Origin of the sequence: Micromonospora sp. DT233 (genome assembly GCF_049841815.1) — a bacterium.
Lineage (GTDB): Bacteria > Actinomycetota > Actinomycetes > Mycobacteriales > Micromonosporaceae > Micromonospora.
The window spans coordinates 260,474-285,779 of record NZ_JBNCLB010000004.1 but is presented as its reverse complement, the minus strand read 5'-3'; the positions used below and the strand labels follow the sequence as shown (position 1 = coordinate 285,779).

The following is a 25,306-nucleotide window of genomic DNA, read 5'->3' as shown; positions in this document are numbered from 1 at the left end:
CGGGTCAGTCGGCCGTCGGCGGGTCAGTCGGCCGTCGGGTCCTCGCCCCGGTCCAGCGCGTCCCACGCCTCGCGGGGCCCGGCCACCGGGCCGGCGGCGACGGGAGCGGCGGCGTCGGCGGCCCGTCGGGACCGCCGCTCGTAGCGGGCACCCATCGCCGGCCAGTGCGCGCCGCGCAGCGCGGTGAGCAGCCCACCGAGCGCGGTGAGCACCCCGCCGACCAGGCAGAGCGCCGGCCACTGCCGGCTGGCCTGCCCGTCGACGTCGGCGACGAGGCCGTAGCCGCCGCCGACCGCCACGGCCACGCCGAGCACCAGCAGCAGGACGCCGAGCAGCCGGCGTACCACCGACCGGGTCGCCAGCACCGCGCCGCCGCCGGCCAGCCCGACCACCGCCAGCGCCGGCAGCCAGGGCAGCAGCCCGCCCCCGGTGCGGGCGTCGCGCACCGGCGACAGCGGCGCGGGCCGCACCGTCAGCTCGACCGACCAGGTCCGGGTCGACGCCCACAGCGCCAGGCCCGCCCCGGCCAGGCAGAGCAGCACCGCGTACGTCAGCTCGCGCCGCCGCGGCGCGGCCGGTCGCCCCGCCTCGGGGGCGTCCCGACCGGTCCCCGGGGCGGTCGTCGGGTCGGTCATGCCCGCTCCCCCGGCGCGCCGACCGGCAGGTCGGTGAAGAAGCAGGTCCGCTCGCCGGTGTGGCAGGCCGCGCCGACCTGGTCCACGGTGACCAGCAGCGCGTCGCCGTCGCAGTCCACGGCCACGGCGCGGACGTGTTGGTGGTGGCCGGAGGTGGCGCCCTTGACCCAGTACTCCTGGCGGCTGCGCGACCAGTAGGTGGCCCGGCCGGTGGTGAGGGTGCGGTGCAGCGCCTCGTCGTCCATCCAGGCGAGCATCAGCACCTCGCCGGTGTCGTGCTGGCGGACCACGGCGGCCACCAGGCCGTCGGCGTCGCGGCGCAGCCGGGCGGCGATGGCCGGATCGAGCCGGGACGGGCGGGCGGGGCCGCCCCCCGGTGCGGGGGCCGACGGGGCGTTGACGCCGGTCACCGGCGGGTCAGGTACGGGCACAGTGACCCATTGTCCGGCACGCGGTGCGGGCACCGTCGACGGCTCCCGCCGGGGCCTCGGCGGAAGGGTCGGCCCGGCGGTGAGCTGGGCGAGGTAGCGGGTCAACCGGCCGTCGACGAGGGCGTCGGCCAGGTCCGCGCCGGCCACCGCCGCGATCTCGGCGGCGTACGGGAGGATCAGCGGGACGGTGCCGGTGACCAGCCGCCCGGCGGCGGCCCAGAGTTGCTCGGTGGCGCCGGGGCGCACGCCGAGGCAGAGCAGCATGTCGTCGCGGTACCCGGGCGGGGCGACCGGCAGCTCGAGCGCGGCGCTGAACGCGGCCCGCCGCGACGTCACCCGCACCGACGGGTTGGCCAGCCGGAGCACGGACGGGCAGAGCCGGGCCAGGTCGGCGCAGGCGAGCCGGACGCCGAGGTGGTCGTGGTGGGCTCGGGCACCGGCAACCTTACCGAGAGTGGCGATCAGTTCCTCCAGCCGTGGCTCGTCGGCGGGCTGGCAGAGCACCGGCAGGTCGATCCGGTCGCGCCAGCGCTCGTCGGCCCAGAGCAGCCGGGCCGGCGCGGTGACCGGCAGCCCGAAGGCCCACTCGGCGGGCTGCGCCAGCCGGGCCACCCAGGAGCGGACCTCCCGCACCGCCACCGACACGTGGGTCAGCCGGCCGCCGGATTCGGCCAGGTAGGCGCGGCGGGCGGCGTACGGGGGGTTCATCCAGCGGTCGGTCGCGCAGGGTGCCTCGTCGTCGGTGACGAGCACGTCGAGGTCCACGTCGCTGTGCGCGGTGGCGGCCCGCCGGGCGTGGCTGCCCCGCAGCAGGATGCCGACGACGGGGCGCTCGGCCGCCTGCCGCAGCCGGGCGGTCCAGTGGTCGAGGAAGGCAGTTTCGGGTGACGCAGCGTGACCCACCGCGCCATCGTGCCGTACGCCCGATCGGGGCGCAATGCCCGTTGCCGGACCGGCTGTCCGGTCCGAAGGCTGACGCCCGGTCCGAAGCCTAGTGTCCGGTCTGGAGGCCGCAGCCCGGCCTGTCGTTTCTCGAATGGGGCGATCGGGTGGTTGCGCCCGGCGAGACAATTCACCTAGCGTTGAATTCATTAGTCGTTGACTTCGGAGGTGGGCGATGGCGCAGGAGGCGATCGAGGTCCGTGACCTGGTCGTGGAGCGTGGCCGACGGCGGGTGCTGCACGGGGTGAGCTGCACGGTGCGGCGCGGCGCGGTGACCGGGCTGCTCGGGCCCAGCGGAAGCGGCAAGACCACGCTGATGCGGGCCGTGGTGGGGGTGCAGCGGGTCCGCTCCGGCTCGGTGACCGTGCTCGGCCGCCCCGCCGGCTCGGCGGCGCTGCGCAGCCGGGTCGGCTATCTGACCCAGGCGCCCAGCGTCTACGCCGACCTCACCGTCCGGGAGAACGCCCGGTACTTCGCCGTCCTGCAGGGCCGGGGCCACGCCGACGCCGACCGCGCGGTGGCCGACGTCGGGCTCGCGGAGGCGGCCGGGCAGCTCGTCGGCAACCTCTCCGGCGGCCAGCGCAGCCGGGCGTCGCTGGCCTGCGCCCTGGTCGGCGAGCCGGAGCTGATCGTCCTCGACGAGCCGACCGTCGGGCAGGACCCGGTGCTGCGCGCCGACCTGTGGGCCCGGTTCCACGCCCTCGCCTCGGCCGGGGTGACCCTGCTGGTCTCCAGCCACGTGATGGACGAGGCCGCCCGCTGCGACCGGCTGCTGCTGATCCGCGAGGGGCGGCTGGTCGCCGACGACACCCCCGACGCGGTCCGCGCCGCCGCCGGGGTCGACGACCTCGACGAGGCGTTCCTGCGCCTGATCCGGGCCGAGGGCACCGCCGCCGGGCCGGGCCGCCCCGCCGACGCCGACGGAGGTGCGGCGTGAACCCGCGCATCCTGGCCGCCACCACCGGGCGCATCCTGCGCCAACTGCGGCACGACCGGCGCACCGTCGCCCTGCTGGTGGCGGTGCCGACGCTGCTGCTCACCCTCGTCTACTTCATGTACGCCGACCAGCCCGCCCCGCCCGGCGCACCGACCATGTTCGACCGGGTGGCGCTGGTGCTGCTCGGCGTCTTCCCCTTCGTCATCATGTTCCTGGTGACCAGCATCGCGATGCTGCGCGAGCGCACCTCCGGCACCCTGGAACGGCTGCTCACCACCCCGCTGCGCCGGCTGGACCTGCTCTTCGGCTACGGCATCGCGTTCGGCGTCGCCGCCGCCGGGCAGGCCACCCTCGCCGCCGCCGTGGCGTACCGGGTCTTCGGGCTGGACACCGCCGGCAGCGCCGCCCTGGTCATCGTCATCGCGGTGGTCGACGCGGTGCTCGGGGTGGCCCTCGGCCTGCTCTGCAGCGCGTTCGCCCGCACCGAGTTCCAGGCCGTACAGTTCATGCCGGTCGTGGTGATCCCCCAGCTCCTGCTCTGCGGGCTCTTCGTCGCCCGCGCCGAGATGGCCGGCTGGCTCCAGGCGTTCAGCGACGTCCTCCCCCTGTCGTACGCGGTGGAGGCCTTGCAGGAGGTCGGCGCGCACGCCGAGCCGACCGCCACGATGTGGCGGGACCTCGGGGTGGTGGCCGGCGCGGCGGTGCTGGCGCTGGTGCTCGCCGCGGCCACCCTGCGCCGGCGCAGCGGCTGAGCCGAGCGGGGACGGCCGAGCCCGGCGGGCCTCCGAGCCAGCCGGGACGGCCGAGCCTGCTGGAACGGCCGAGCCCGGCGGAACGGCCGGGCCCGGCGGAACGGCCGAGCCCGGTGGGACGGCCGAGCCGGGCGGGGTGGGACGGCGCGACGACGGCAGGAGCGGGGGGCGACGATGGCGCGGCGGACCGGCCGGCGACCCGGTAACCCGGACACCCGGGAGGCGATCCTCGACGCGGCCCGGTCCGGGTTCGCGGAGCGGGGCTTCGACGCGACCTCGATCCGGTCGATCGCCGCGGCCGCCGGGGTGGACCCGGCGCTGGTGCACCACTACTTCGTCAGCAAGGACCAGCTCTTCCTGGCCGCGATGGGCGCCCCGCTCGACCCCGGCGAGCTGCTCCCGGCGATGCTCGGCGAGGACCCCGACGCCGTCGGCGAGCGGCTGGTCCGCACGTTCCTGGGCATCTGGGACTCCCCGACGACGGGCATCGCCGCCGTGGCCCTGGTGCGCTCCGCGGTGAGCAACGAGTGGACCGCCCGGATGCTGCGCGACTTCCTGGTCACCCAGGTGCTGCGGCGGGTCATGGACCACCTCGACGTCGACCCGGCCGAGCGGGCGCTGCGCGGGTCCCTGGTGGCCGCCCAGCTGGTCGGGCTGGCCATGATGCGGCACGTGATCCGGCTGGAGCCGGCCGCCTCCGCACCGGCGGAGACCCTGGTCGCCGCGATCGGCCCGACGATCCAGCGGTACCTGCGCGACGACCTGCCGTAGCGCGCGGGCGGGCCCGGACAGGCCGGGGTCAGGCCGCGCGCCGGGTCAGGCCGGCCCGGCGCGGTGGCGGGACTCGGGGTGGCGGGACTCGGGGTGGCGGCAGAGCACCGGGTGCAGCAGCCGGGCCAGCTCACCGGGGCCGGCCAGCGGGGCCGGGAAGGCGAGCCGGGCCCGCCGCCGGGTGCCGGGCCCGCCGAAGGAGACCACCAGCCCGTACCGGTCGACGCGTACCACCCGGGGCGGGTCGGTGCGGGCGCACTCTGCGAGGCCGAGCTGTCGCCGGACGTACGCCGTCATCTCCCGGCCGTGGTGCCCGGCGAACTCGGTCAGCAGCTCCCCCTCCACCGGGTGCAGCGGATCCGGCTCGGCCTCGGCGTACGCCAGCGGGTCGATCCGGAGCATCCCCTCGGGGCGTTCCAGCCGGGCCTCGGCCACCTCGAAGCGGTGCAGCCGGAACCGGGTGCCGACGTCGAGCAGGTCGCCCGTGGGCTCCACCTCGGCGAAGTCCAGCGCGGCGCGGCGGGCGGCGTCGCCGTGCAGCGCCACCGCCCAGCCGGAGACCCAGGCCCGGCCCAGCGACGGCGCGCCGGCCGCCGGGGGCAGGTCCAGCACGTCGAGCGCCACGGCCACGTCGGTGCCCGGGTCGCGGGGCAGCACCGCGGCGAGGTCGCTGTGCACCGGCACGAGCAGCAGCACCCGGCCCTCGGCGTCGGTGACGTGCCGGACGTGGAACGGGCCGGATCGATGGGCGAGATACGCCAGGCCCGGCAGCCGGCCGGCGACCAGGGTCCGGACGGTCTCGGCGGGACTGGGGCACCGGGCCGGGCTGGGGCGCATGACCCACCTCCGAAGGTTAGGCTTACCTAAGAAGCACCCTAGATCACCGTCCGCCCCGCCGTCCAGCAGACCCGCCACCGCCCGGCCGGCGGCCTCTCCGCCCCGGGCCGGCGCCCCGGGCCCGCTCAGGGCCGGCGCCCCGGGCCCGCTCAGCGGGTCTTCCGGCCAGGGTCAGCGGGTCTGCTCCCGCCAGGAGGCGTAGAGCAGCCCGTAGACCGAGTCGGGGTCGCGGACCAACTCGTCGTGCGGACCGCGCTGCACGACCCGACCCCGGTCCACCACGATCACCTCGTCGGCGGACTGGGCGGTGGAGAGCCGGTGGGCGATCGCCAGCGTGGTCCGGCCCCGGGTCACCGCGTCCAGGGTGCGTTGCAGGCGCACCTCGGTGGCCGGATCGACCGCGCTGGTCGCCTCGTCCAGCACCAGCAGGTCCGGGTCCGCGACGTACGCCCGCGCCAGCGCCACGAGCTGCCGCTCCCCCACGCTCAGCGCCTCGCCGCGCTCGCCGACCGCCGTGTGCAGCCCGGCCGGCAGCCCGTCGAGCCAGTCCGCCAGCCCCAGCTCGGTGAAGGCGGCCGTCAGCTCGGCGTCGGTCAGCTCCGGCCGGGCGAAGCGGACGTTCTCCGCCACCGTGGCGTCGAAGAGGAAGCCGTCCTGCGGGACCATCACCACCCGCGAGCGCAGCGAGGCGAACCGGACCGCACGCAACGACACCCCGGAGAGCAGCACCTCCCCGTCGGTCGGGTCCATCAGCCGGGTGAGCAGCTTGGCGAAGGTGGTCTTGCCGCTGCCGGTCTCCCCCACCACCGCCACCCGGCTCTTCGCCGCGATCTCCAGGCTCACGTCGTGCAGCACCGGCGGCCCACCCGGGTACGCGAAGCCGACCCCCGCGAAGCGGATGTCCAGCGGACCCGCCGGCAGGTCCCGCCCCTGCTCGCCCGGGTCGGCCACATCCGGGGCGACGTCGAGCACGTCGAGCACCCGACGCCAGCCGGCGATCGCGTTCTGCGCCTCGTTGAGCACCTCGGTGGCGATCTGCACCGGCTGGATGAAGAGCGTCACCAGGAACAGGAACGCCGTGAGCTGACCGATCGACAGGGTGCCGTCCACCCCCAGGGTGATGCCGAGGACGACCACCGCGGCCAGCGCCAGCCCCGCCCCCAACTCCCCCACCGAGCTGCCCAGCACGCTGATCCGGATCGCCCGCTGCTGGGCCTGCCGCTGCCCCTCGATCGCCGTGTCCAGCCGGCGGGCGGTGCGCCCCGAGATGCCGTACGCCCGGATCACCGACGCCCCCACGACGCTCTCCGCGATCGTGCCCAGCAGGGTGCCCATCCGCTGCCGGACCAGCCCGTACGCGCCGGCCAGGCGGCGCTGCAGCAGCCGGATCGCCAGCACCGCCGGGGCGAACGCGACGATCACCACCAGGGTCAACTGCCAGGAGTACGCCAACATCACCGCCGTGGTCACCACGAGCTGACCGAGGTTGACGATCAGGATGACCCCGCCCCACTGCAGGAACTGGGTGATCTGGTCGACGTCGCTGGTCACCCGGGAGACCAGGGAGCCGCGCCGCTCGGACTGCTGGTGCAGCATCGACAGGTCGTGCACGTGCCGGAAGGCCCGGGTCCGCACGTTGGCCAGGGCGGTCTCGCTGACCGTGAACAGTCGCCGCATCATCAGGTAACCGCAGGTCGTGGTCACCACCAGCACCGCGACCGTGGTGGCGACGACCACCCAGACCACGTCCAGGTCCAGGCCGCCGACGATGCCCCGGTCGATGCCCTGCTGCACCGCCACCGGCACGGCCACCCGGCCGACCATGTAGACCAGCGCCAGGACGATCGTGCCCAGCAGGCCCGTGCGCAGCTCCGGGGAGAGGGCCAGGCCCCGCCGCAGGGTCTGCCAGGTGCTCTCGGTCGGCTCCGCCGCCCGCCGCTCGTCCTCCACCGTGGTGGCGCTCACCGGGCCTGCCTTCCGTTCACGACTGCGGGGCTCGCAAGCTCACTCCTCGCGCTCACCGGGCCTGCCTTCCGTTCACGACTGCGGGGCTCGCAAGCTCACTCCTCGCGCTCACCGGTCCACCTCGATCTCCAGGCCGGAGGCCAACGGCGTGACCTCGTCGGGGGTGCGCTGCCGCTTCGGGTCGGTCTCGGCGTGTTCGTAGGCGGTGACCAGGTCGGCGTAGCCGCCGACGGTGGCCAGCAGCTCGGTGTGGGTGCCCCGGGCGACGACCCGCCCCTGCTCCAGGTAGATCACCTCGTCGGCCAGCGCGATGGTCGCCCGCCGGTAGGCCACCACCAGGATCGAGGCGGCCGGCCCGCCGGCGGCCGGCGTGCGCAGCGCGGCGAGGATCGCCGCCTCCACCCGGGGGTCCACCGCGCTGGTGGCGTCGTCGAGGACCAGCAGCCGGGGCCGCCCGGCCAGCGCCCGGGCCAGGGTGAGCCGCTGGCGCTGCCCGCCGGAGAGCGAGGTGCCCCGCTCGCCGACCATGGTGTCCAGGCCGTCGGGGAGCGCGGCGACGAAGCCGTCCGCCTCGGCCAGCCGCAGCGCCGCCCAGACGTCCTCGTCGCCGATGCCGGGCCGGTCGAGGGTGACGTTGGCCCGGACCGTGTCGTCGAAGACGAACGGCACCTGGGCCACCAGCGCGGCGGTGCCGGCCAGCGACTCGGCGGTCAGTTGGCGCACGTCCACCCCGTCGAGCTCGACGGCACCGGAGAGCGGGTCGACCAGTCGCACCGCCAGCGCGGCGATCGTGGACTTTCCGGAGCCGGTCGGCCCGACCAGGGCGACGGTCCGGCCGGCCGGCACGGTGAAGGAGACCTCGCCGAGCACCTGCACGCCGGGCAGGTGCGCCTCGGCCGGCTCGTACGCGAAGCTGACCCCGGCGAAGGCCAGGGTGGCCGGGGTGGGATCGGCCGGGTCGAGCGTGTGGTCCCCGTACGGCATCTCGCCGGTGGCGTCGAGCACCCGGCGCACCCGGTCCCAGCCGGCGACGCTGCGCGGCAGCTCGGCGAGGACCCAGCCGATGGCCCGCACCGGGAACGCCAGGACGGTGAAGAGGAAGGCCACGCTGACCAGCTCGGTGACGGTGATCGCGCCCGCCCGCAACCGGAACGCGCCGACCACCAGCACGGCGAGGGTGCCGAGGCTGGGCAGGGTCTCCAGCAGCGGGTCGAAGACACCGCGCAGCCGGCCCACGGAGATCAGCGCGTCGCGCAGCTCGCCGGCCCGCCCGGAGAAGCGCGCCGTCTCCTGTGCCTCGCGGCCCATGGTCTTGACCACCAGCGCGCCGTCGAAGCTCTCGTGGGCGATCCCGCTGACCTCGGCGCGCAGCCGCTGGGCGCGGGCCTGGCGGGGAGCCATCCGGCGGGAGTAGACGACGTTGAGGGAGAACAGCGCCGGGAAGACGGTCAGCCCGACCAGGGCCAGCGCCCAGTCGGTGGCGAAGAGCGAGGCGATCGCGCCGACCAGCATCACGAGCGTGCCGACCGCGAACGGCAGCGGGGCGATCGGGTACCAGGCCGCCTCGACGTCGGAGTTGGCGTTGGAGAGCAGGGTGCCGGTGGCGTTGCGCTGGTGCCAGGCCAACGGCAGCTCAAGGTAGCGGCGGGTGACCCGGCGGCGGTACGCGGCCTGGAGCCGGTACTGCATGAAACCGGCGCCCAGGCGGCGGCCGAAGATGCCGACCACCCGCAGCACGCTGATGCCGAGGAGCACCCCGGCGGCGAGGGCCAACGCGCCCACCCCGACCGAGCCCTGCTCGATCGCCGGCACCACCACGTCGCCGACCACGGCACCCACGACGTAGGCGCTGGCGATCACCAGCAGGCCGAACAGCACGCTGCCCGCCACCGCGACGGTGAAGATCCGCGGCTGCTCCCGAATGGCCCTGCCGAGCACGGACAGCCCTCTGCGGAGCACGTCCCGACTTGTCCTGCTGGTCACGCTCTCCCCCGCCGTAAGCCCCGATTATCCCCTCATCCTTACCCCCTCGGGTCCCCTGCCGGGGCCACCGACCGGGTATGTCGGCGGTCACGTCCCGCCGCCCTCGCCCGCGCCCTCGGCCGAGGGCGGCGCGGCGGCCTACCATCGAATGATGCCGCGCTACGCCCGGTCGGAGCGCCAGTCGCTCGCCGACCTCATGCTGGAGCTGGGTCCGGACGCCCCCACCGTCAACGAGGGCTGGTCCGTCCGGGACCTCGCCGCCCACCTCGTCGTGCGGGAGCGGCGGCCGGACGCCGCCGGCGGGATCCTGCTGCCGCCGCTGCGCGGGTACGCCGAGCGGGTCCGCCGACGCGTCGCCGCGCAACCCTTCGCGGAGCTGGTCGGGCAGGTGCGCCGCCCGCCGGTGTGGAGCCCGGTGAGCAACCCGCTGGCCGACGAGCTGACCAACACCATGGAGTTCTACATCCACCACGAGGACGTGCGCCGGGCGCAGGCCGGTTGGCAGCCCCGCGACCTGCCGGCCGGGCTGAACACCCTGCTGTGGCGGCGGGCCTCGGTGCTGGGTCGGCTGGCGTTGCGCCGGTTCCCGGCCGATCTGCTGGTGCAGGCCCCCGGCTACGGCGAGCTGTCGGCGGGGCGGGGCGGGGAACGGATCAGGGTGGTCGCCGCGCCGGGCGAGCTGGTGCTCTTCCTGACCGGCCGGCAGCGGGTGGCACGGGTCCAGGTGGACGGGCCGGCGGCGGTGGCGCAGCGGCTGCGCGCCGCCCGCCTGGGCATCTGACCAGGGCTTGCACGACCGGCCACAGTGGAGCGTCGAGGTGCTGCCGGCCGACTCATGACAGTCGATCGCCGGTGGCGTACTGTCGTGCGTCGTCGTTAAGTCACCGGGCGACCACACCCCGGGGAGGGCGACATGCGCGGCTTCGCGGTCACGGCGCTGGAAGAACCACCGTTCCCGCAGTGCCGGCACGTCGACACCGACGCCGCCGCCGAGCAGAGCCTGCGCTGGGCGCGGGAGTTGGGCCTGATCACCGACGAGCGGCGGCTGCGGCAGGCCGCCGCCGCCGAGCTGGCCGGGCGGGCCTGCCCGGACGTGGCCGCCGACCGGCTGCGGCTGCTCTCCGACCTGCTCACCTGGCTCTTCGTGGTCGATGACGCGTGCGACGAGGACGGCCTCGGCGACGGGCCCGCCCGGCTCGCCCCGGCCGTGGTCGACCTGCTCGACGTGCTGGACCGGCACGGGGCGCCGGGCGGCGGGGGCGACAGCCCGCTCTGCGCCGCCCTGGACGACCTCTGCCGGCGCACCCGCGCCCAGGGCTCGCCGGAGCTGCTGCTGCGCTTCGTGGGCCAGGTGCGCGACTACCTGCTGGCCCTGCTCTGGGAGGCGGCGAACCGGGAACACCACCGGGTCCCCGGCGTCGCGGAGTACATCCAGCTGCGCCGGCACACCGGGGCGGTGCACCCCGCCTTCACCCTGACCGACCTGGCCTACGACGCCCCGGCGAGCGCGTCGCGCCGGGTCGAGCCGGCACTGATCGGCGTCGAGACCCTGGCCGTGGACCTGGTCTGCTGGTGCAACGACCTCTTCTCGTACGACAAGGAGAACCGGTCGGGGCCGGACGCGCACAACCTGGTCAGCGCCATCGCGGCCGAGGCCGGTCACGACGAGCCGACCGCGCTGCGGGCCGCCGCCGATCGGTTCAACCGGACCCTGAGCGTGTACGCCGAGCAGGAGGCGGCCCTGCTCGCCGGGGACGACCCGACGGTGCTGCCCTTCCTGGCCGCGCGGCGCAACTGGGTGCGGGCCACCTACGACTGGTCGCTGCGCGCCGCCCGCTTCTGCTGAGCGCCAGCGGGGCCGCCGCTGAGCACGGGGCGCGCCGCTGCTGAGCGCTCCCGCCCACCGGGGCTAGCCGATGCCCCGGTCAAGGCAATACCCTTCGGTAACCGCAGACCGACGTGACCACTGTCACGCCTCCACCCTTTGAAGGCGGCTACAGCGATGGCTCTCGATGTACCGTACCGTTCCCTGCCCGACATGTTCCTCAAGCGCGTGGCGGCGTCCCCCGACCGTCAGGCCTTCGCCCACCCCGCCCCCGACGACTCCGGTCCGGTCTGGCTGACGTGGGAGCAGGTCGGGCACCGGGCCAAGGCGGTCGCGGCCGGGCTGCACGAGCTCGGCGTCGGCCAGGAGGACCCGGTGGCGATCCTGGCGAACACCAGGATCGAGTGGGTCATCGTCGACTTCGGCATCATGTGCGCCGGCGGCGCCACCACCACCGTCTATCCGACCACCGAGCCGGAGGACGCGACGTACATCATCGCCGACTCCGGCTCGGTGGTGCTCTTCGCGGAGAACCCGACCCAGGCCGCGAAGGTCGCCGGCGCGTCTCTGCCGGCGCTGACCCACGTGGTGCTCCTCGACGGCCAGGCCGACCCCGACGCGGCCGTGCCCCAGCTCACCCTCGCCGAGTTGGAGCAGCGGGGCGCGCGCCTGCTGGCCACCGAGCCGGGGCTCGTCGAGCGGCTGGTGGAGGGCATCGGCCCCGAGCACCTGGCCACCCTGATCTACACCTCGGGCACCACCGGCCGACCCAAGGGCGTCGAGCTGCTGCACGGCGGCTGGTGCTGGGAGGGCGTGGCGCAGGCCGAGGCGGGGTTGCTGCGCGACGACGACCTGCAATACCTGTGGCTGCCGCTGTCGCACTCGTTCGGCAAGACCCTGCTCTGCGGCGCCACCCACGTCGGCCTGCCGACCTACGTCGACGGGCGGGTGGACCGGCTGGTCGACCTGCTCGGCGTCATCCGGCCGACGCTGATGTGCGGGGCGCCCCGGGTCTTCGAGAAGGTCTACAACAAGACCGTCACCACCGCCCGGGGCGGCGGCGGCGCGAAGGCGAAGATCTTCGGCTGGGGGGTCCGGGTCGGGCAGGAGAAGACCGCTCTGGAGCAGGCCGGCCGGCCGGTCCCGGCGGCGCTGCGGCTGAAGTACGCGGTGGCCGAGAAGCTGGTCTTCAGCAAGCTCCAGGCCCGCCTCGGCGGGCGGATCCGGGTGCTGGTCTCCGGCGCGGCCCCGCTGAGCAAGGAGATCGCCACCTTCTTCGCCGCCGCCAACCTGCCCATCTCCGAGGGGTACGGCCTCACCGAGACCAGCGCCGGCAACTTCGTCAACCCGCCGGACGGGCTGCGCATCGGCACCGTGGGCCGCCCGTTGGGCGACCTGGAGTGCCGCATCGACACCGACGGGGAGATCCTGCTGCGCGGCCGGCCGGTGATGCGCGGCTACCACAACCTGCCCGAGGAGACCGCCGCCGCGTTCACCGACGACGGGTTCTTCCGCACCGGTGACATCGGCACCCTCGACGACGACGGCTACCTGCGCATCACCGACCGCAAGAAGGACCTGGTCAAGACCTCCGGCGGCAAGTACGTCGCGCCGTCGCACATCGAGGGCATGTTCAAGGCGCTCTGCCCGTACACCTCGCAGGCGATCGTGGTCGGCCAGGCCCGCAACTACTGCACGATGCTGGTCAGCCTCGACCCCGACGCCCTGGCGGGCTGGGCGGCCGGCGGCCCGCTGGAGGGCCGCCCGTACGCCGAGATCGTCGCCTCCGACGAGGTCCGGGCCATGGTCGAGGGGTACGTCGCCGAGCTCAACGCGAAGCTCAACCGCTGGGAGACGATCAAGAAGGTCGCCGTGCTGCCCCGGGACCTGACCATCGAGGACGGCGAGATGACGCCGTCGCTGAAGATCAAACGCCGCAGCGTGGAGAGCAACTTCGCGGCCGAGATCGAGAAGATGTACGCGGGCACCCTCGCCGAGCTGTAGACCGGGCGAGCCACCGGCGGCCGTGTCCCACCGTCCCGGGACACGGCCGTCGCCGTTCGCGATCCGCGAGCGGGCGGGGTGGGGCTGCGGCGATGCGGGCGTGGTGGGGCTGCGGCGATGACCGCCGGGCGGGCCTCAGGCGATGACCGCCGGCTCCCGCCACTGCGCCCGGCCGGCCCGGTTCAGGTCGTACCGCACGGCGGCGAGCCGCGCCACGGCCTCGATCAGGTCCGCGACGGGGAGGGTGAACGGCAGCCGCAGGAACCGCTCCAGCGTCCCGTCCAGGCCGAACCGGGGGCCCGGGGCCAGCCGCACGCCGACCTCCTCGGCGGCGCGGGCCAGCGCGCTGGAGATCGGCCCGTCCAGCTCCGCCCAGAGCGTCACCCCGCCGCGCGGCAGGGTGAAGCGCCACTCCGGCAGCCGCTGGGCGAGCGCGTCGGCCAGGGCGTCGCGGCGGGCGGCGAGCTGCGCCCGCCGGGCGGTCACGATGGCCGGGGCCTCGGCCAGCAGGTGGACGGCGACCAGCTGGTCCAGCACCGGGCTGGCCATGTCCACCCCGACGCGGGCGGCGGCCAGCCGCTGCACCTGCGGGGCCGAGGCGCGGACCCAGCCGATGCGCAGCCCGCCCCAGTACGCCTTGCTCATCCCGCCGATGGAGATGACCCGGGAGTGCCGGTCGAAGGTGGCCACCGGCGGTGGCAGCGCGGTACCGTCCAGCGGCAGATCCACGAACGACTCGTCGACGACCAGGTCGGTGCCGGCGGCGTGGGCCGCGCCGACCACCCGCTCGCGCAGCTCGGCGGGCATCAGGTGCCCGGTCGGGTTCTGGAAGTCCGGGATCAGGTACGCCAGCTTCGGCCGCCCCTGCCGCAGGCTGCCCAGCAGCAGGTCGGCGTCCCACCCGGCGCCGTCGAGGGCCAGCCCGTGGGTGGCGATCCGGGCCCGCCGGGCGGCCAGCGCGGCCAGCGCGTTCGGGTACGTCGGCGACTCGACCAGCACGCCGCCGCCGGGGGCCAGCGCCAGCCGCAGCACCAGGTCCAGCGCGTGCTGGGTGCCGCTGGTGACCATGATCTGCTCCGGTGAGGTGGGCAGGCCCCGCCGGGTGTACCCGTCGGCGACGGCCTCGCGCAGCTCGATGATCCCGGTCGGGTGGTAGCCGGCCCCGCCCAGGTAGCGCGGCAGGTCCTCGGCGGCGGCGCGGGCGGCGGGCAGCAACTCCGTCGGCGCGGCCAGCGCCGCCACCCCGAGGTCGATCATGTCCCGGTCGTCCTGCGGGGTCCAGAGCCCGGTGCTGGCCACCCGGTGGGTGCCGGGGAGCATGGTCCAACTTCCCGCCCCCCGGCGGCTGGCCAGGTGGCCGCTCTCGCGCAACTCCCGGTAGGCGGCGGAGACGGTGGTCCGGCTGATCCGCAGCGCGTCCGCGAGCTCCCGTTCGGCGGGCAGGCGTACCCCCAGCGGGAGGCGGCTGTCGGCCAGCAGGCCCCGGACGGCGGCGGCCAGCGCCGCGTAGTCGGGGTTGCGGCGGCGGCCCGGCAGGGCGTGCCACTGGCCGAGCAACCGGGCCAATTGCGGACCGCGAACCTGGCTGGTCATGCCACCTCCCGAGATTGGCTACTGCGCACCGCCCGATTGGACCCTAGGGTGGCACGCATGGCAGTGCTGGGCAATCTCCGACACCGTCCGGTCCGACGACTCACCCAGCTCTACGCCGGGCTGGTCCTCTACGGCGTCAGCATGAGTTTCATGATCCGTTCCGGGCTCGGCCTCGACCCGTGGGACGTGTTCCACCAGGGCGTGGCCCGGCGCACCGGCCTGTCGTTCGGCACGGTCACCATCGGCGTCGGCGTGCTGGTGCTGCTGCTGTGGTTGCCGCTGCGGCAACGACCGGGGCTGGGCACGGTGAGCAACGTGCTGGTGATCGGCCCGGTGGTCGACGTCACCAACGCCCTGCTGCCCGACAGCCTCGCGCTGCCCGTGCGGGTGGCGCTGCTGGCCGCCGGCATCGTCGGCAACGGCGCCGCCACCGCCCTCTACCTCGGCGCGCGGCTCGGCCCCGGCCCCCGCGACGGCCTGATGACCGGGTACGTGGCCCGCCGCCCCGGGCGGTCGGTCCGGCTGGTGCGCACCGTCATCGAGGTCGTCGTGCTGGCCGCCGGCTGGCTGCTCGGCGGCACCGTCGGCGTCGGCACGGTGCTCTACGCCCTGACCATCGGGCCGCTGACCCAGCTCTTCATGTCCGTCTGCACCGTCGACCCGCCGGCCGCTGCGGCAGGCCAACCGGCCGCGCCGACCGCCGGGACACCCACGCCGGCTTTCGACCCCGCCACGCCGGCCGCACCCGTTTCCGAGCCCGCCACGCCGACCACCCGGCCGGCCGATTCGGCGGCGGGTGTGGCCCGGCCGTCCACCTATCGGACTTCATCGGCGACTGTGGACGGTCGACAGGCGGGTTGAGCTGCGGCGACGTCAACGAGGCAAAACTGGGTGTTTCCTCCGGGGTCGGCGCGCGGCATCATTCGTGCATGGGGGAGAACGCGTGGCACTGGTCGGACGCCTGGATCTTCGTCGCCTTGGTGATCGCCAACGGCGCGGGGCGGCACCGCCGGGCGGCGTCGACCCGGCGGCCGGAGGGCGTCCGGCTCGCTGACATGCTCTCCACGGCCGACCACCTCAACCACGCCATACCCGAGCGACCGGCGGTCGAGACCGCGGTCCGGCGGCTCGTCGGCACCGGCCTGATCAGCGTCTCCGACGGTTGGTTCCGGCTCACTCCCGACGGCGAACGGCTGTGGCGCACCCGCCCAAGCGCGGGCCTGGCCACCGCCGTGGACACGGTGCAGGGCGTGCTCGGCCGCCGATACACCCCGGGCGACGCAGACTGGACGCTGACTGAGGAGGAGCACGCCGCCGCCGTGCAGGAATACCTGGTCGGCTCGATCCCGGCACCGCGCCGCTCCCCGCAGAGCCGCCCCGGTCGCGGCTGACCCACCCGGGCCCACCCGGGCCCACCCGGGCCCGCCCGGGCCCACCCGGACCGCCCCGGCGACGACCAACGCCCGGCCGACGCGGGTTCGACCCCGCCCCGGTGCCCCTCCCGCGCGCCCCTCTCCCCCGCCCGTCGTTCTCCCCCGCGCTCCCCTCCTCCAGGCCCCTCCGGCCCCAAGATCCGAGCATCTTCCGGGAAGATGCTGCCTCAAATCGGATTGACCCAACATTTTCCCGGAAGATGCTCGGATCTTGAGGCTTGGAGGGAACGGCGGGGCTTGAAGGGAGCGGCGGGGCCTCGATGGAACGGCAGGGCCGGAGGGAATGGCGGGCAGCCGGCGTTGTGACCGGCCGGCAGAGTGACCGGCCGGGCAGCAGGGCGGCCGGGCAGCAGGGCGGCAGGGCTGTAGGGCGGCCGGGCAGCAGGGCGGCAGGGCTGTAGGGCTGTAGGGCGGCCGGGCAGCCGGGCAGCCGGGCAGCAGGGCAGCAGGGCAGCGCGGGGGGGGTCAGCGGACCGGGTGACCCGCTCCGCGCAGGGCGTCCTTGACCTCGCCGACGCTGAGCTCACCGAAGTGGAAGACGCTGGCCGCGAGCACCGCGTCCGCCCCGGCGGCGATCGCCGGCGGGAAGTGGGCGACCCCGCCCGCGCCGCCGCTGGCCACCACCGGCACGTCGACGACCCGGCGGACCGCGCCGATCAGCTCCAGGTCGAACCCGGCCTTCGTGCCGTCGGCGTCCATCGAGTTGAGCAGGATCTCCCCCGCGCCCAGCTCCGCGCCGCGCCGCGCCCACTGCACGGCGTCGGTGCCGGTGCCCCGGCGACCGCCGTGGGTGGTCACCTCGAAGCCGCTGGCGGTGGTGCCGGCCGGCGCGCGCCGCACGTCGAGGGAGAGCACCAGCACCTGCCGGCCGAACCGGTCGGCGATCTCCGCGATCAGCTCGGGCCGGGCGATCGCCGCCGTGTTCACCCCGACCTTGTCCGCGCCGGCGCGCAGCAGGGTGTCGACGTCGGCGACCTGCCGGACGCCGCCGCCCACGGTCAGCGGGATGAAGACCGACTCGGCGGTGCGGCGCACCACGTCGAGCATGGTGCCCCGGTCGCTGGAGGAGGCGGTCACGTCGAGGAAGGTCAGCTCGTCGGCGCCCGCTCGGTCGTACGCCGCCGCCAGCTCCACCGGGTCCCCGGCGTCGCGCAGGTCGACGAAGTTGACCCCCTTGACGACCCGCCCGGCGTCCACGTCCAGACACGGGATGACCCGTACCGCCACCGTCATGCCAGGAAGCCTATCCCGTTGCCTCTCAGTGCGCTCTGGCGAGCGCGCGGTTGGCAGTCTCGCCTTGGGGTGAGACGGTCCCGGTCTGACCCGCTGGCGCGGTGCCGGGTTGACGCTTCAGTGCCACCAGCCCCGCGAGCGGGGTCTTGCGGTCGGCTCCACGTCCCGCCGCCGGGCCACTCCCGGCGGTTGTTGCCTCGACCGCGAGTGCGGCCAGGTTGCGGGCGGCGTGGAGGTCTTCGACCACGACCGTTCCGTATTCGCGGGCCAGCCCGGTGCAGCAGTCAACCGCTGACCGGCGGCGTGCGGCCGGGCGACGCGGGCGTGGGCGAGCCCCCGGCGGACGTGACTTCTCCACCGGGGGCGTCGGCGCGGGTCCCTACAGTCGGACGAGCATCTTGCCGAGGTTGTCGCCGCGCAGCAGGCCGAGGAAGGCCTCCGGGGCCTGCTCGATGCCGTCGACGATCGTCTCGTCGTACGACAGCTTGTCGTCGCGCAGCCAGCCGGCGGCCTCCTGGACGAACTGCTCACGCAGGTGGCTGTGGTCGTTGACCAGGAAGCCTCGCAGGGTGAGCCGCTTGCCGATCACCAGCGCCAGGTTGCGCGGACCGGCCGGCGGCTCGGTGTCGTTGTACTGGGCGATCATCCCGCAGACGGCGACCCGGCCGTGCAGGCGCAACGCGGAGATCGCCGCCTCCAGGTGGTCGCCGCCGACGTTGTCGAAGTAGACGTCGATGCCGTCGGGCGCGGCGGCCTTCAGCGACTCGTGCACCGGGCCGTCGTGGTAGTCGAACGCGGCGTCGAAGCCGAGCGCCCGCAGCCGCTCGACCTTCGCCGCCGAGCCGGCGCTGCCGACCACGTGGGCGGCGCCCCTGAGCTTGGCGATCTGGCCGACCAGGCTCCCCACCGCCCCGGCGGCGGCGGAGACGAAGACCCGCTCGCCGGGGCGCAGCGCGGCCACGTCGAGCAGCCCCGCGTACGCGGTCAGGCCGGGCATCCCGAGCACGCCGAGGTAGGCGCTCGCCGGGGCCAGGGACGGATCGACCTTCTCGGCCCGGCGGGCGTCGACCAGGGCGTACTCCCGCCAGCCCAGGCCGTGCACGACGGTGTCGCCGGGGGTGAATCCGGCGGCCTCGCCGGCCACCACCTCGCCGACGGCGGCACCGTCGAGCGGGGCGTCCAGGGCGAACGGCGGTATGTACGACTTGGCGTCGTTCATCCGACCCCGCATGTACGGGTCGACGGACATGAACTGGTTGCGGACCAACAGCTGCCCGGGGCCGGGGGTGGGCACCTCGGTGGTGACCAGGCGGAAGGTGTCGGCGGTGGGCCAGCCCTGCGGGCGCGCGGCCAGGTGGATCTCGCGGTTGACGGTCACGGTGTCACCTTTCGATCGCGGGGTCTTCCGACTGCTGCGGCGCGCGGGGTCAGGCGGCCAGGGCCTCGCGGACGGCCACGGCGACCTCGATGTTGCCCCGGGTGGCGTTGGAGTAGGGGCAGACCTGGTGGGCCTTGGCGACGATCTGCTCGGCGGCCTCGCGGGGCGCGGCCGGCAGGTCCACCGTGAGGGCGACGGTGAGGCCGAAGCCACCGGCGTCGTTCGGGCCGATGCCCACCTCGGCGTCGACGACCGAGCCGGTCACGTCGACCTTGGCCTGGCGGGCCACCATGCGCAGCGCGGAGTGGAAGCAGGCGGCGTAGCCGGCGGCGAAGAGCTGCTCCGGGTTGGCGGCGTTGCCCGCCCCGCCCAGCTCCTTGGGGGCGGCGAGGTCCAGCTCGAGGGTGCCGTCGGAGGTGCTGACGCGACCCTCGCGGCCGTCACCGGTGGCGCGGGCGTTGGCGGTGTAGAGAACCTTCATGGTGGTCACTGCTCCTTGCGTCGGTGGATCGTCTCGGTGACCCGGGTCAGGGTGTCGCGCAGCCCGACCAGCTCGGCCTCGGTGAGGCCGGTGGCGAGGGCGACCCGCAGCGGCACGTCGCCCATCCGCTCCCGCAGGGCCCGGCCGGTGTCGGTCAGGCCGACCTCGACCCGCCGCTCGTCGCGGGCCGAGCGGGCGCGGACCACGAGGCCCGCCGCCGCCAGCCGCTTGAGCAGCGGCGAGAGCGTGCCGGAGTCCAGCCGAAGCGCCGCGCCCAGCTCGGAGACCGTGGGGGCCTCGTCGTGGTGCTCGCCGTCGCGCTCGTCGTCGCGTTCCCAGAGCACCAGCAGCACCAGGTACTGCGGGTAGGTCAGGCCGAACTCGTCGAGGATGGGCCGGTAGACGTCGGTCAGGGCGCGCGACGCCGCGTAGAGCGCGAAGCACACCTGCCGGCGTAACACCAGATCATCGGTCACCCGAGAACCGTAGCCCACAATCAAGTTGTGCACAACCGATTGGGGCCGGCGGGGCCCGCCCGCCCCGCCCCCGGACCAGGGGCGGGGAGGACGGTCAGCGGTCGCCGAGGTACGCCTCCAGCTCGATCTCGACCAGGTGCTCCGGGTCCAGCAGCGCGGCCACCACCACCAGCGTCGCCACCGGCCGGACCGCGCCGAAGACCGAGTTGTGTGCCCGGCCCACCTCGTCGGCGTACGCGCGGTCGGTCACGTACATCCGGGTCCGCACCACGTCGGCGCGCTCGGCACCCACCTCGGCCAGGGCGTCCAGGCCGATCCGCAGCGCCTGGGCGGTCTGCGCGGCGGCGTCCCCGACGTGCGCCACCCGCCCGTCGACCGTGGCGGTGCAGCCGGCCGTGATCGCCAGGTCGCCGGCCCGGACCACCCGGGAGTAGCCGTAGAGCTGCTCCCACGGGCCGCCCGAGCCGAGCCGGGTGACCGTCACGCGGCGGCGAGCGCGTCGAGGGCCTGCCGCACGGTGAACGCCCCCGCGTAGAGCGCCTTGCCGGCGATCACGCCCTCCACCCCCACCGGCTCCAGGGCGGCCAGCGCCCGCAGGTCGTCCAGCGTCGACACGCCGCCGGAGGCGATCACCGGGGCCTTGGTGCGGGAGCAGACCTCCCGCAGCAGCTCCAGGTTCGGCCCGCGCATCGTGCCGTCCTTGGTGATGTCGGTCACCACGTACCGGGCCGCCCCGGCGGCGTCGAGGCGGGCCAGCACCTCGTACAGGTCGCCGCCGTCGCGGGTCCAGCCCCGGGCCGAGAGGGTACGACCCCGCACGTCCAGCCCGATCGCCACCCGGTCGCCGTACTCGCCGCAGACCCGGTCGCACCACTGCGGGTCCTCCAGCGCGGCCGTGCCGATGTTCACCCGCGCCGCTCCGGTGCCCAGGGCGGCCCGCAGCGACGCGTCGTCGCGTACCCCGCCGGAGAGCTCCACCCGCACGTCGAGGCGGCCCACCACCTCGGCCAGCAGGGCGGCGTTGGAGCCCCGGCCGAACGCGGCGTCGAGGTCGACCAGGTGGATCCACTCCGCGCCGTCGCGCTGCCAGGCCAGCGCCGCCTCCAGCGGGTCGCCGTACGCGGTCTCGCTACCGGCGGCGCCCTGCACGAGCCGGACGGCCTGGCCGTCGGCGACGTCCACGGCGGGCAACAGGGTAAGGCTCAACGATCTTCTCCTCGAACTCACGGACAACGCACTCAGAGCCGGCGGCCCAGGGCGATCACCACGGCCGCCGGCAGGCTCAGCAGCAACACCACGACCAGCAGCACGCGCAGCGCCGGGTCGTCGACGAAGGCCCAGATGGCGAACAGCGCCACCGCGACCAGCCCGACGACCGCGGCCCGCTCGGCCCGGCTGTACCGGGCCAGCCGCCCCGAACGGCGGCGCGGCAGGCGGGGCGTCAGCCGGCGTACCAGCGCGCGGCGGCGCTCCCGGCGGGCCACCTGGCGGCGGCGCACCGCCCGCTGCCGCGCCAGCTCGGCCTCCCGGGCCTCCCGGCGGCGGGCCCGTTCCTTGCTCACCGCGCGCCCCGCCCCGGCCGCGTCGCCGGGCGCACGGCGGACCGGGCCCGGCGGCCCGGCGACGTCGGGCGCACGGCGGACCGGGCCCGGACGCGGCGGCCCGGCCTGTTCGTGCGCTCAGCCACCGGCGCTCACAGCGTCGCCAGCCAGTTGCGCAGCAGCGCCGCGCCGGTGTCGGCGGACTTCTCCGGGTGGAACTGGGCGGCCGAGAGCGCCCCCCGCTCCACGGCCGCCACGAAGTCCCCCTCGTGGTGCGCCGTGGTCACCGTCGCCCCCGCCGCGACCAGCTCCGCCGGATCGGCCACCCCGTAGGAGTGGACGAAGTAGAACCGGCTCTCGGCCGGCAGGCCCGCGAAGAGCGTCGACGACGCCGGGGCGGCCACGGTGTTCCAGCCCATGTGCGGCAGCCGGGCGGCGGGCAGCCGCGTCACCCCGCCGGGCAGCAGCCCGAGCCCCTTGGTCACCACCCCGTGCTCGTCGCCGTGGGCGAAGAGCACCTGCATGCCCACGCAGATGCCCAGCACCGGCCGGCCGGCGGCGACCCGGTCGGCGATCACCGGGCCGGCGCCAAGCGCCTCGATCCCGGCCATGCAGGCGGCGAACGCGCCGACGCCCGGGACGACCAGCCCGTCGGCCTCGGCGGCGGCGGCCAGGTCCCCGGTGACGGTGACCTGCGCGCCGGCCCGTTGCAGGGCGCGCTCGGCCGAGCGCAGGTTGCCCGAGCCGTGGTCGAGCACGACCACCCGCGCGCTCACGAGCCCTGCCCCGGCAACAACCAGAGCACCCCGCCGGCGGTGGCCACCGCCGCCAGCAGCGCGGTGATCACCACCGCGCTGCGCGGCGCGCCCTGGCGGTACAGCGACCAGGTCCCGCCCACCAGCACCCCGGCGAGGATCAGCAACAGCGTCGGCAGGATCGCGTCCATCAGAGCGCGCCCTTCGTGCTGGGGATCGCGCCCGCCGCCCGGGGGTCGATGGCGGTGGCCTCGCGCAGGGCGCGGGAGACCGCCTTGAACTGCGCCTCGACCACGTGGTGGGCGTCCGGGTGGCCGCCGGGGCGGGCCGCCCGCAGCACGTCCACGTGCAGGGTGATCCGGGCCGCTTGGCCGAAGGACTCCCAGATGTGCCGGGTCATCGAGGTCGGATAGACCGGGCCGATGTACGGGGCCAGCGCCGGCTCGTCGTGCACCACGTACGGCCGGCCGGAGAGGTCGACGGCGGCCCGGACCAGCACCTCGTCCATCGGCACGGTCGCCGAGCCGTACCGCCGGATGCCGGCCTTCTCCCCCAGCGCCTGGTCGAACGCGGCGCCCAGGGCGAGCGCGGTGTCCTCCATCGTGTGGTGGGCGTCGATCTCCAGGTCGCCGACGGTGCGCACGGTCAGGTCGAAGCCGCCGTGCCGGGCGATCTGGTGCAGCATGTGGTCGTAGAAGCCGACGCCGGTGGCGATCTCGGCCGCCCCGGTGCCGTCCAGGTCGATCTCGACCAGGACCTTGGTCTCCTTGGTGATGCGTTCCACCCGGGCGGTCCGGCTCATCGCTTGCCTTTCGGTCGCGGCTGCGGGGCTCGCAGGCTCACTCGTCACGCGCCCACCCGCACGGTCTGCATCGCGGTGAGGAACGCGTCGGTCTCGGCGGGGGTGCCGGCGGTGACCCGCAGCCAGCCGGGCAGGCCGACGTCGCGGACCAGCACGCCGGCGTCGAGCAGGGCACGCCAGGCCGCCGCCTGGTCGTCGACGGAGAAGAGCACGAAGTTGGCGTCGCTGTCGGCCACCCGGTGCCCCCGGGCGCGCAACTCCGCGACGATCCGGTCCCGCTGCGCCATGATCTGCGAGACCGTGGCCAGCAGGGCGTCGCGGTGCGCCAGCGCCGCCCGGGCGGCGGCCTGGGTCAGCGCGGAGAGGTGGTACGGCAGCCGCACGAGCTGCACCGCCGCCACCACCGCCGGGTCCGCCGCCAGGTAGCCCAGGCGGCCGCCGGCGAAGCCGAACGCCTTGCTCATCGTCCGGGTCACCACCAGCCGGGGGTGGCCGGGCAGCACCGCCAGGGCGCTGACCGTGCCGGGGCGGGCGAACTCCGCGTACGCCTCGTCGACCACCACCATGCCCGGCGCCTCGTCGAGCACCGCGGCGACCACCGCCGGGTCCAGCGCGGTGCCGGTCGGGTTGTTCGGCGAGCAGAGGAAGACCACGTCGGGGCGGTGCTCACGGACCTGCGCCACCGCCTCGTCGGCGGTCAGCCCGAAGTCGACGCCGCGCCGCGCCGGCACCCAGCCGGTGCCGGTGCCCAGCGCCAGCAGCGGATGCATCGAGTACGCCGGGGCGAACCCCAGCGCGGTGCGCCCCGGGCCGCCGAAGGCCTGCAACAGCTGCTGCTGGATCTCGTTGGAGCCGTTGGCCGCCCAGACCTGCTCGGCGGTGAGCCCGTGGCCGAGGTAGGCCGCCAGGTCGGCGCGGAGCGCCACGGCGTCGCGGTCCGGGTAGCGGTTCAGGTCGCGCAGCTGCGCCGCCAGCGCCGCCCCGATCGCCTCGATCACCGGCTCGGGCACCGGGTACGAGTTCTCGTTGGTGTTCAGCCGCACCGGCACGTCGAGCTGCGGCGCGCCGTACGGCGCGCGCCCGCGCAGGTCGTCGCGGATCGGCAGGTCGTCGAGGGTGCTCACGCGGTGCCGCCCGGGAAGCGCACGCCGACGGCCTGGCCGTGGGCCGGCAGGTCCTCCACCTCGGCCAGGGTGAGCACGTGCGGGGCCACCTCGCGCAGCGCCTGCTCGGTGTATTCCACCAGGTGCACGCCGCGCAGGAAGGACTGCACCGACAGCCCCGAGGAGTGCCGGGCGCAGCCGCCGGTGGGCAGCACGTGGTTGGAGCCGGCGCAGTAGTCGCCCAGCGACACCGGCGACCAGGCCCCGACGAAGATCGCCCCGGCGTTGCGCACCCGCAGCGCCCACTCGCGGGCGTTCTCGGTCTGGATCTCCAGGTGCTCGGCGGCGTACGCGTCGACCACCCGCAGCCCGGCGCTCAGGTCGTCGACGAGGACCACCCCGCTCTGCTCGCCGGTCAGCGCCGTGGTGACCCGCTCGGCGTGCTTGGTGGCCGGCACCTGCCGGGCCAGCTCCCGCTCGACGGCCTCGACCAGCGCCTCCGACGGGGTGACCAGGACGCTGGCTGCGAGGGGGTCGTGCTCGGCCTGGCTGATCAGGTCGGCGGCGACGTGCGCCGGGTCGGCGCTGTCGTCGGCGAGGATCGCGATCTCGGTGGGGCCGGCCTCGGCGTCGATGCCGACCGTCCCGCGCAGCAGCCGCTTCGCGGCGGTCACGTAGACGTTGCCCGGCCCGGTGATCATGTCGACCGGGTCGCAGCGCTCGACGCCGGTCGGGTCGACCGTCGCGCCGTAGGCCAGCATCGCCACCGCCTGCGCGCCGCCGGCGGCGTACACCTCGTCGACGCCGAGCAGCGCGCAGGCCGCCAGGACCCGGGCGTCGGGCAGGCCGCCGTTGGCCCGCTGCGGCGGGCTGGCCACGACCAGCGAGCGGACCCCGGCGGCCTGGGCGGGCACCACGTTCATCACCACGGTCGACGGGTACATCGCCAGGCCGCCGGGGACGTAGAGGCCCACCCGGTCGACCGGCACCCAGCGCTCGGTGACCGTGCCGCCGGGCACCACCTGGGTGGTGTGGTCGGTGCGGCGCTGGTCGGCGTGGACCCGGCGGGCCCGGGTGATCGACTCCAGCAGCGCGGCCCGGACCTGCGGGTCGAGCGCCGCCTCGGCGGCGGCGATCGCCTCGGCCGGCACCCGCAGCCGCTCGGGGCAGACTCCGTCGAAGCGCTCGCTGGCCTGGCGGATCGCCGGGTACCCATGCTCCCGGACCGCCTCCACGATGGGGCGGATCCGCTCGACGGCCACGGAGACGTCGAGTTGGGCACGGGGCAGCAGGCGGCGGGGATCACGGTCGCCGCCGCGCAGGTCGATCCGATTCAGCACGCCTGCGAGTCTAGGCCGACGGCCGGGCCGGGGCCCGCGCCGCCCGCAGGCCGGGACGTGAGCCGAGCCACGCCGGCGCGGCGCGGGCG

At 75.3% G+C, this 25,306-nt stretch carries 25 protein-coding genes and 2 pseudogenes; 8 read left to right on the top strand and 19 right to left on the bottom strand.

What is annotated here, in order from left to right:
* Positions 1-23: 23 nt before the first annotated feature.
* From ACLQ2V_RS12425 to ACLQ2V_RS12415, 3 genes and pseudogenes are all read right to left on the bottom strand, one after another.
* The gene (locus ACLQ2V_RS12425) at positions 24-635 is read right to left on the bottom strand and encodes a Trp biosynthesis-associated membrane protein (protein ID WP_425718580.1); all 612 of its coding nucleotides are present in this window, start codon (positions 633-635) and stop codon (positions 24-26) included.
* On the bottom strand, positions 632-1,066 hold the full coding sequence (hisI, locus tag ACLQ2V_RS12420; RefSeq protein WP_425718829.1) for a phosphoribosyl-AMP cyclohydrolase: 435 nt from the start codon (positions 1,064-1,066) through the stop codon (positions 632-634). Before hisI ends, ACLQ2V_RS12425 begins: the two co-directional genes overlap by 4 nt.
* A 186-nt stretch (positions 1,067-1,252) precedes the next feature.
* Positions 1,253-1,774 (bottom strand): annotated as a pseudogene (locus ACLQ2V_RS12415) (phosphoribosyl-AMP cyclohydrolase); the annotation flags it as partial.
* A 409-nt stretch (positions 1,775-2,183) separates the two neighbouring features.
* Here ACLQ2V_RS12415 and ACLQ2V_RS12410 point away from each other — a divergent pair.
* The 3 genes from ACLQ2V_RS12410 (at position 2,184) to ACLQ2V_RS12400 (ending at position 4,468) form a co-directional block, all read left to right on the top strand.
* Positions 2,184-2,945, top strand: coding sequence for an ABC transporter ATP-binding protein (locus tag ACLQ2V_RS12410; RefSeq protein ID WP_425718579.1), 762 nt, complete (start codon positions 2,184-2,186; stop codon positions 2,943-2,945).
* Positions 2,942-3,697 (top strand): ABC transporter permease, encoded by a 756-nt coding sequence (locus ACLQ2V_RS12405; RefSeq protein WP_425718578.1) that lies wholly within the window; start codon positions 2,942-2,944, stop codon positions 3,695-3,697. Before ACLQ2V_RS12410 ends, ACLQ2V_RS12405 begins: the two co-directional genes overlap by 4 nt.
* A 174-nt stretch (positions 3,698-3,871) precedes the next feature.
* Positions 3,872-4,468: a TetR family transcriptional regulator gene (locus ACLQ2V_RS12400; RefSeq protein ID WP_425718577.1), complete on the top strand. Its 597-nt coding sequence runs from the start codon at positions 3,872-3,874 to the stop codon at positions 4,466-4,468.
* A gap of 45 nt (positions 4,469-4,513) precedes the next feature.
* Here ACLQ2V_RS12400 and ACLQ2V_RS12395 read toward each other — a convergent pair whose 3' ends face one another.
* The 3 genes from ACLQ2V_RS12395 to ACLQ2V_RS12385 form a co-directional block, all read right to left on the bottom strand.
* On the bottom strand, positions 4,514-5,305 hold the full coding sequence (locus tag ACLQ2V_RS12395; RefSeq protein ID WP_425718576.1) for a DUF2470 domain-containing protein: 792 nt from the start codon (positions 5,303-5,305) through the stop codon (positions 4,514-4,516).
* A 171-nt stretch (positions 5,306-5,476) separates the two neighbouring features.
* Entirely contained in the window at positions 5,477-7,270 is a 1,794-nt protein-coding gene (locus ACLQ2V_RS12390) for an ABC transporter ATP-binding protein (protein WP_425718575.1), read from the bottom strand.
* A gap of 108 nt (positions 7,271-7,378) precedes the next feature.
* A complete protein-coding gene (locus ACLQ2V_RS12385) occupies positions 7,379-9,253 on the bottom strand; it encodes an ABC transporter ATP-binding protein (RefSeq protein ID WP_425718574.1) in 1,875 nt (624 codons plus the stop codon).
* A 151-nt stretch (positions 9,254-9,404) separates the two neighbouring features.
* Here ACLQ2V_RS12385 and ACLQ2V_RS12380 point away from each other — a divergent pair, with 151 nt between their 5' ends.
* The 3 genes from ACLQ2V_RS12380 (at position 9,405) to ACLQ2V_RS12370 (ending at position 13,082) form a co-directional block, all read left to right on the top strand.
* Positions 9,405-10,034, top strand: coding sequence for a TIGR03085 family metal-binding protein (locus ACLQ2V_RS12380; protein WP_425718573.1), 630 nt, complete (start codon positions 9,405-9,407; stop codon positions 10,032-10,034).
* Between the two features lie 132 nt (positions 10,035-10,166).
* Complete coding sequence (locus ACLQ2V_RS12375; RefSeq protein ID WP_425718572.1) at positions 10,167-11,099, top strand: terpene synthase family protein; 933 nt, start codon at positions 10,167-10,169, stop codon at positions 11,097-11,099.
* A gap of 156 nt (positions 11,100-11,255) precedes the next feature.
* A complete protein-coding gene (locus ACLQ2V_RS12370) occupies positions 11,256-13,082 on the top strand; it encodes an AMP-dependent synthetase/ligase (protein ID WP_425718571.1) in 1,827 nt (608 codons plus the stop codon).
* A 135-nt stretch (positions 13,083-13,217) separates the two neighbouring features.
* Here the strand turns inward: ACLQ2V_RS12370 and ACLQ2V_RS12365 are convergent, their stop codons facing one another.
* Positions 13,218-14,675 carry a PLP-dependent aminotransferase family protein gene (locus tag ACLQ2V_RS12365; RefSeq protein WP_425718570.1) on the bottom strand — a complete coding sequence of 486 codons (1,458 nt, stop codon included), beginning with the start codon at positions 14,673-14,675 and terminating at the stop codon, positions 13,218-13,220.
* A gap of 57 nt (positions 14,676-14,732) precedes the next feature.
* On the opposite strand from ACLQ2V_RS12365, the pseudogene ACLQ2V_RS12360 reads away from it, so the two are divergent.
* A pseudogene (locus ACLQ2V_RS12360) lies at positions 14,733-15,395 on the top strand (YczE/YyaS/YitT family protein); the annotation flags it as partial.
* Positions 15,396-15,604: 209 nt separating this feature from the next.
* Entirely contained in the window at positions 15,605-16,066 is a 462-nt protein-coding gene (locus tag ACLQ2V_RS12355) for a hypothetical protein (RefSeq protein ID WP_425718569.1), read from the top strand.
* A gap of 507 nt (positions 16,067-16,573) precedes the next feature.
* On the opposite strand, the gene hisF is transcribed toward ACLQ2V_RS12355, so the two are convergent.
* The 12 genes from hisF to hisD form a co-directional block, all read right to left on the bottom strand.
* Positions 16,574-17,341 carry an imidazole glycerol phosphate synthase subunit HisF gene (hisF, locus tag ACLQ2V_RS12350; protein WP_425718568.1) on the bottom strand — a complete coding sequence of 256 codons (768 nt, stop codon included), beginning with the start codon at positions 17,339-17,341 and terminating at the stop codon, positions 16,574-16,576.
* Between the two features lie 379 nt (positions 17,342-17,720).
* Complete coding sequence (locus tag ACLQ2V_RS12345; RefSeq protein ID WP_425718567.1) at positions 17,721-18,719, bottom strand: NADP-dependent oxidoreductase; 999 nt, start codon at positions 18,717-18,719, stop codon at positions 17,721-17,723.
* A gap of 49 nt (positions 18,720-18,768) precedes the next feature.
* Positions 18,769-19,200 carry an organic hydroperoxide resistance protein gene (locus tag ACLQ2V_RS12340; RefSeq protein ID WP_425718566.1) on the bottom strand — a complete coding sequence of 144 codons (432 nt, stop codon included), beginning with the start codon at positions 19,198-19,200 and terminating at the stop codon, positions 18,769-18,771.
* Between the two features lie 5 nt (positions 19,201-19,205).
* The gene (locus ACLQ2V_RS12335) at positions 19,206-19,676 is read right to left on the bottom strand and encodes a MarR family winged helix-turn-helix transcriptional regulator (protein ID WP_425718565.1); all 471 of its coding nucleotides are present in this window, start codon (positions 19,674-19,676) and stop codon (positions 19,206-19,208) included.
* Positions 19,677-19,770: 94 nt separating this feature from the next.
* Entirely contained in the window at positions 19,771-20,160 is a 390-nt protein-coding gene (locus tag ACLQ2V_RS12330; RefSeq protein WP_425718564.1) for a RidA family protein, read from the bottom strand.
* Positions 20,157-20,882: a bifunctional 1-(5-phosphoribosyl)-5-((5-phosphoribosylamino)methylideneamino)imidazole-4-carboxamide isomerase/phosphoribosylanthranilate isomerase PriA gene (gene priA, locus ACLQ2V_RS12325; RefSeq protein ID WP_425718563.1), complete on the bottom strand. Its 726-nt coding sequence runs from the start codon at positions 20,880-20,882 to the stop codon at positions 20,157-20,159. The genes ACLQ2V_RS12330 and priA overlap by 4 nt, the downstream gene beginning before the upstream one ends.
* Positions 20,883-20,914: 32 nt before the next feature.
* Positions 20,915-21,238 carry a hypothetical protein gene (locus ACLQ2V_RS12320; protein ID WP_425718562.1) on the bottom strand — a complete coding sequence of 108 codons (324 nt, stop codon included), beginning with the start codon at positions 21,236-21,238 and terminating at the stop codon, positions 20,915-20,917.
* 131 nt (positions 21,239-21,369) lie between these two features.
* Positions 21,370-21,993, bottom strand: a complete 624-nt coding sequence (gene hisH / locus ACLQ2V_RS12315; RefSeq protein ID WP_425718561.1) for an imidazole glycerol phosphate synthase subunit HisH — start codon at positions 21,991-21,993, stop codon at positions 21,370-21,372.
* The gene (locus tag ACLQ2V_RS12310; protein ID WP_425718560.1) at positions 21,990-22,163 is read right to left on the bottom strand and encodes a hypothetical protein; all 174 of its coding nucleotides are present in this window, start codon (positions 22,161-22,163) and stop codon (positions 21,990-21,992) included. The genes hisH and ACLQ2V_RS12310 overlap by 4 nt, the downstream gene beginning before the upstream one ends.
* Positions 22,163-22,774 carry an imidazoleglycerol-phosphate dehydratase HisB gene (gene hisB, locus ACLQ2V_RS12305; protein ID WP_425718559.1) on the bottom strand — a complete coding sequence of 204 codons (612 nt, stop codon included), beginning with the start codon at positions 22,772-22,774 and terminating at the stop codon, positions 22,163-22,165. The genes ACLQ2V_RS12310 and hisB overlap by 1 nt, the downstream gene beginning before the upstream one ends.
* Positions 22,775-22,818: 44 nt before the next feature.
* Positions 22,819-23,898 carry a histidinol-phosphate transaminase gene (locus ACLQ2V_RS12300; RefSeq protein WP_425718558.1) on the bottom strand — a complete coding sequence of 360 codons (1,080 nt, stop codon included), beginning with the start codon at positions 23,896-23,898 and terminating at the stop codon, positions 22,819-22,821.
* Positions 23,895-25,217: a histidinol dehydrogenase gene (gene hisD / locus ACLQ2V_RS12295; protein WP_425718557.1), complete on the bottom strand. Its 1,323-nt coding sequence runs from the start codon at positions 25,215-25,217 to the stop codon at positions 23,895-23,897. The genes ACLQ2V_RS12300 and hisD overlap by 4 nt, the downstream gene beginning before the upstream one ends.
* Positions 25,218-25,306 lie beyond the last annotated feature (89 nt).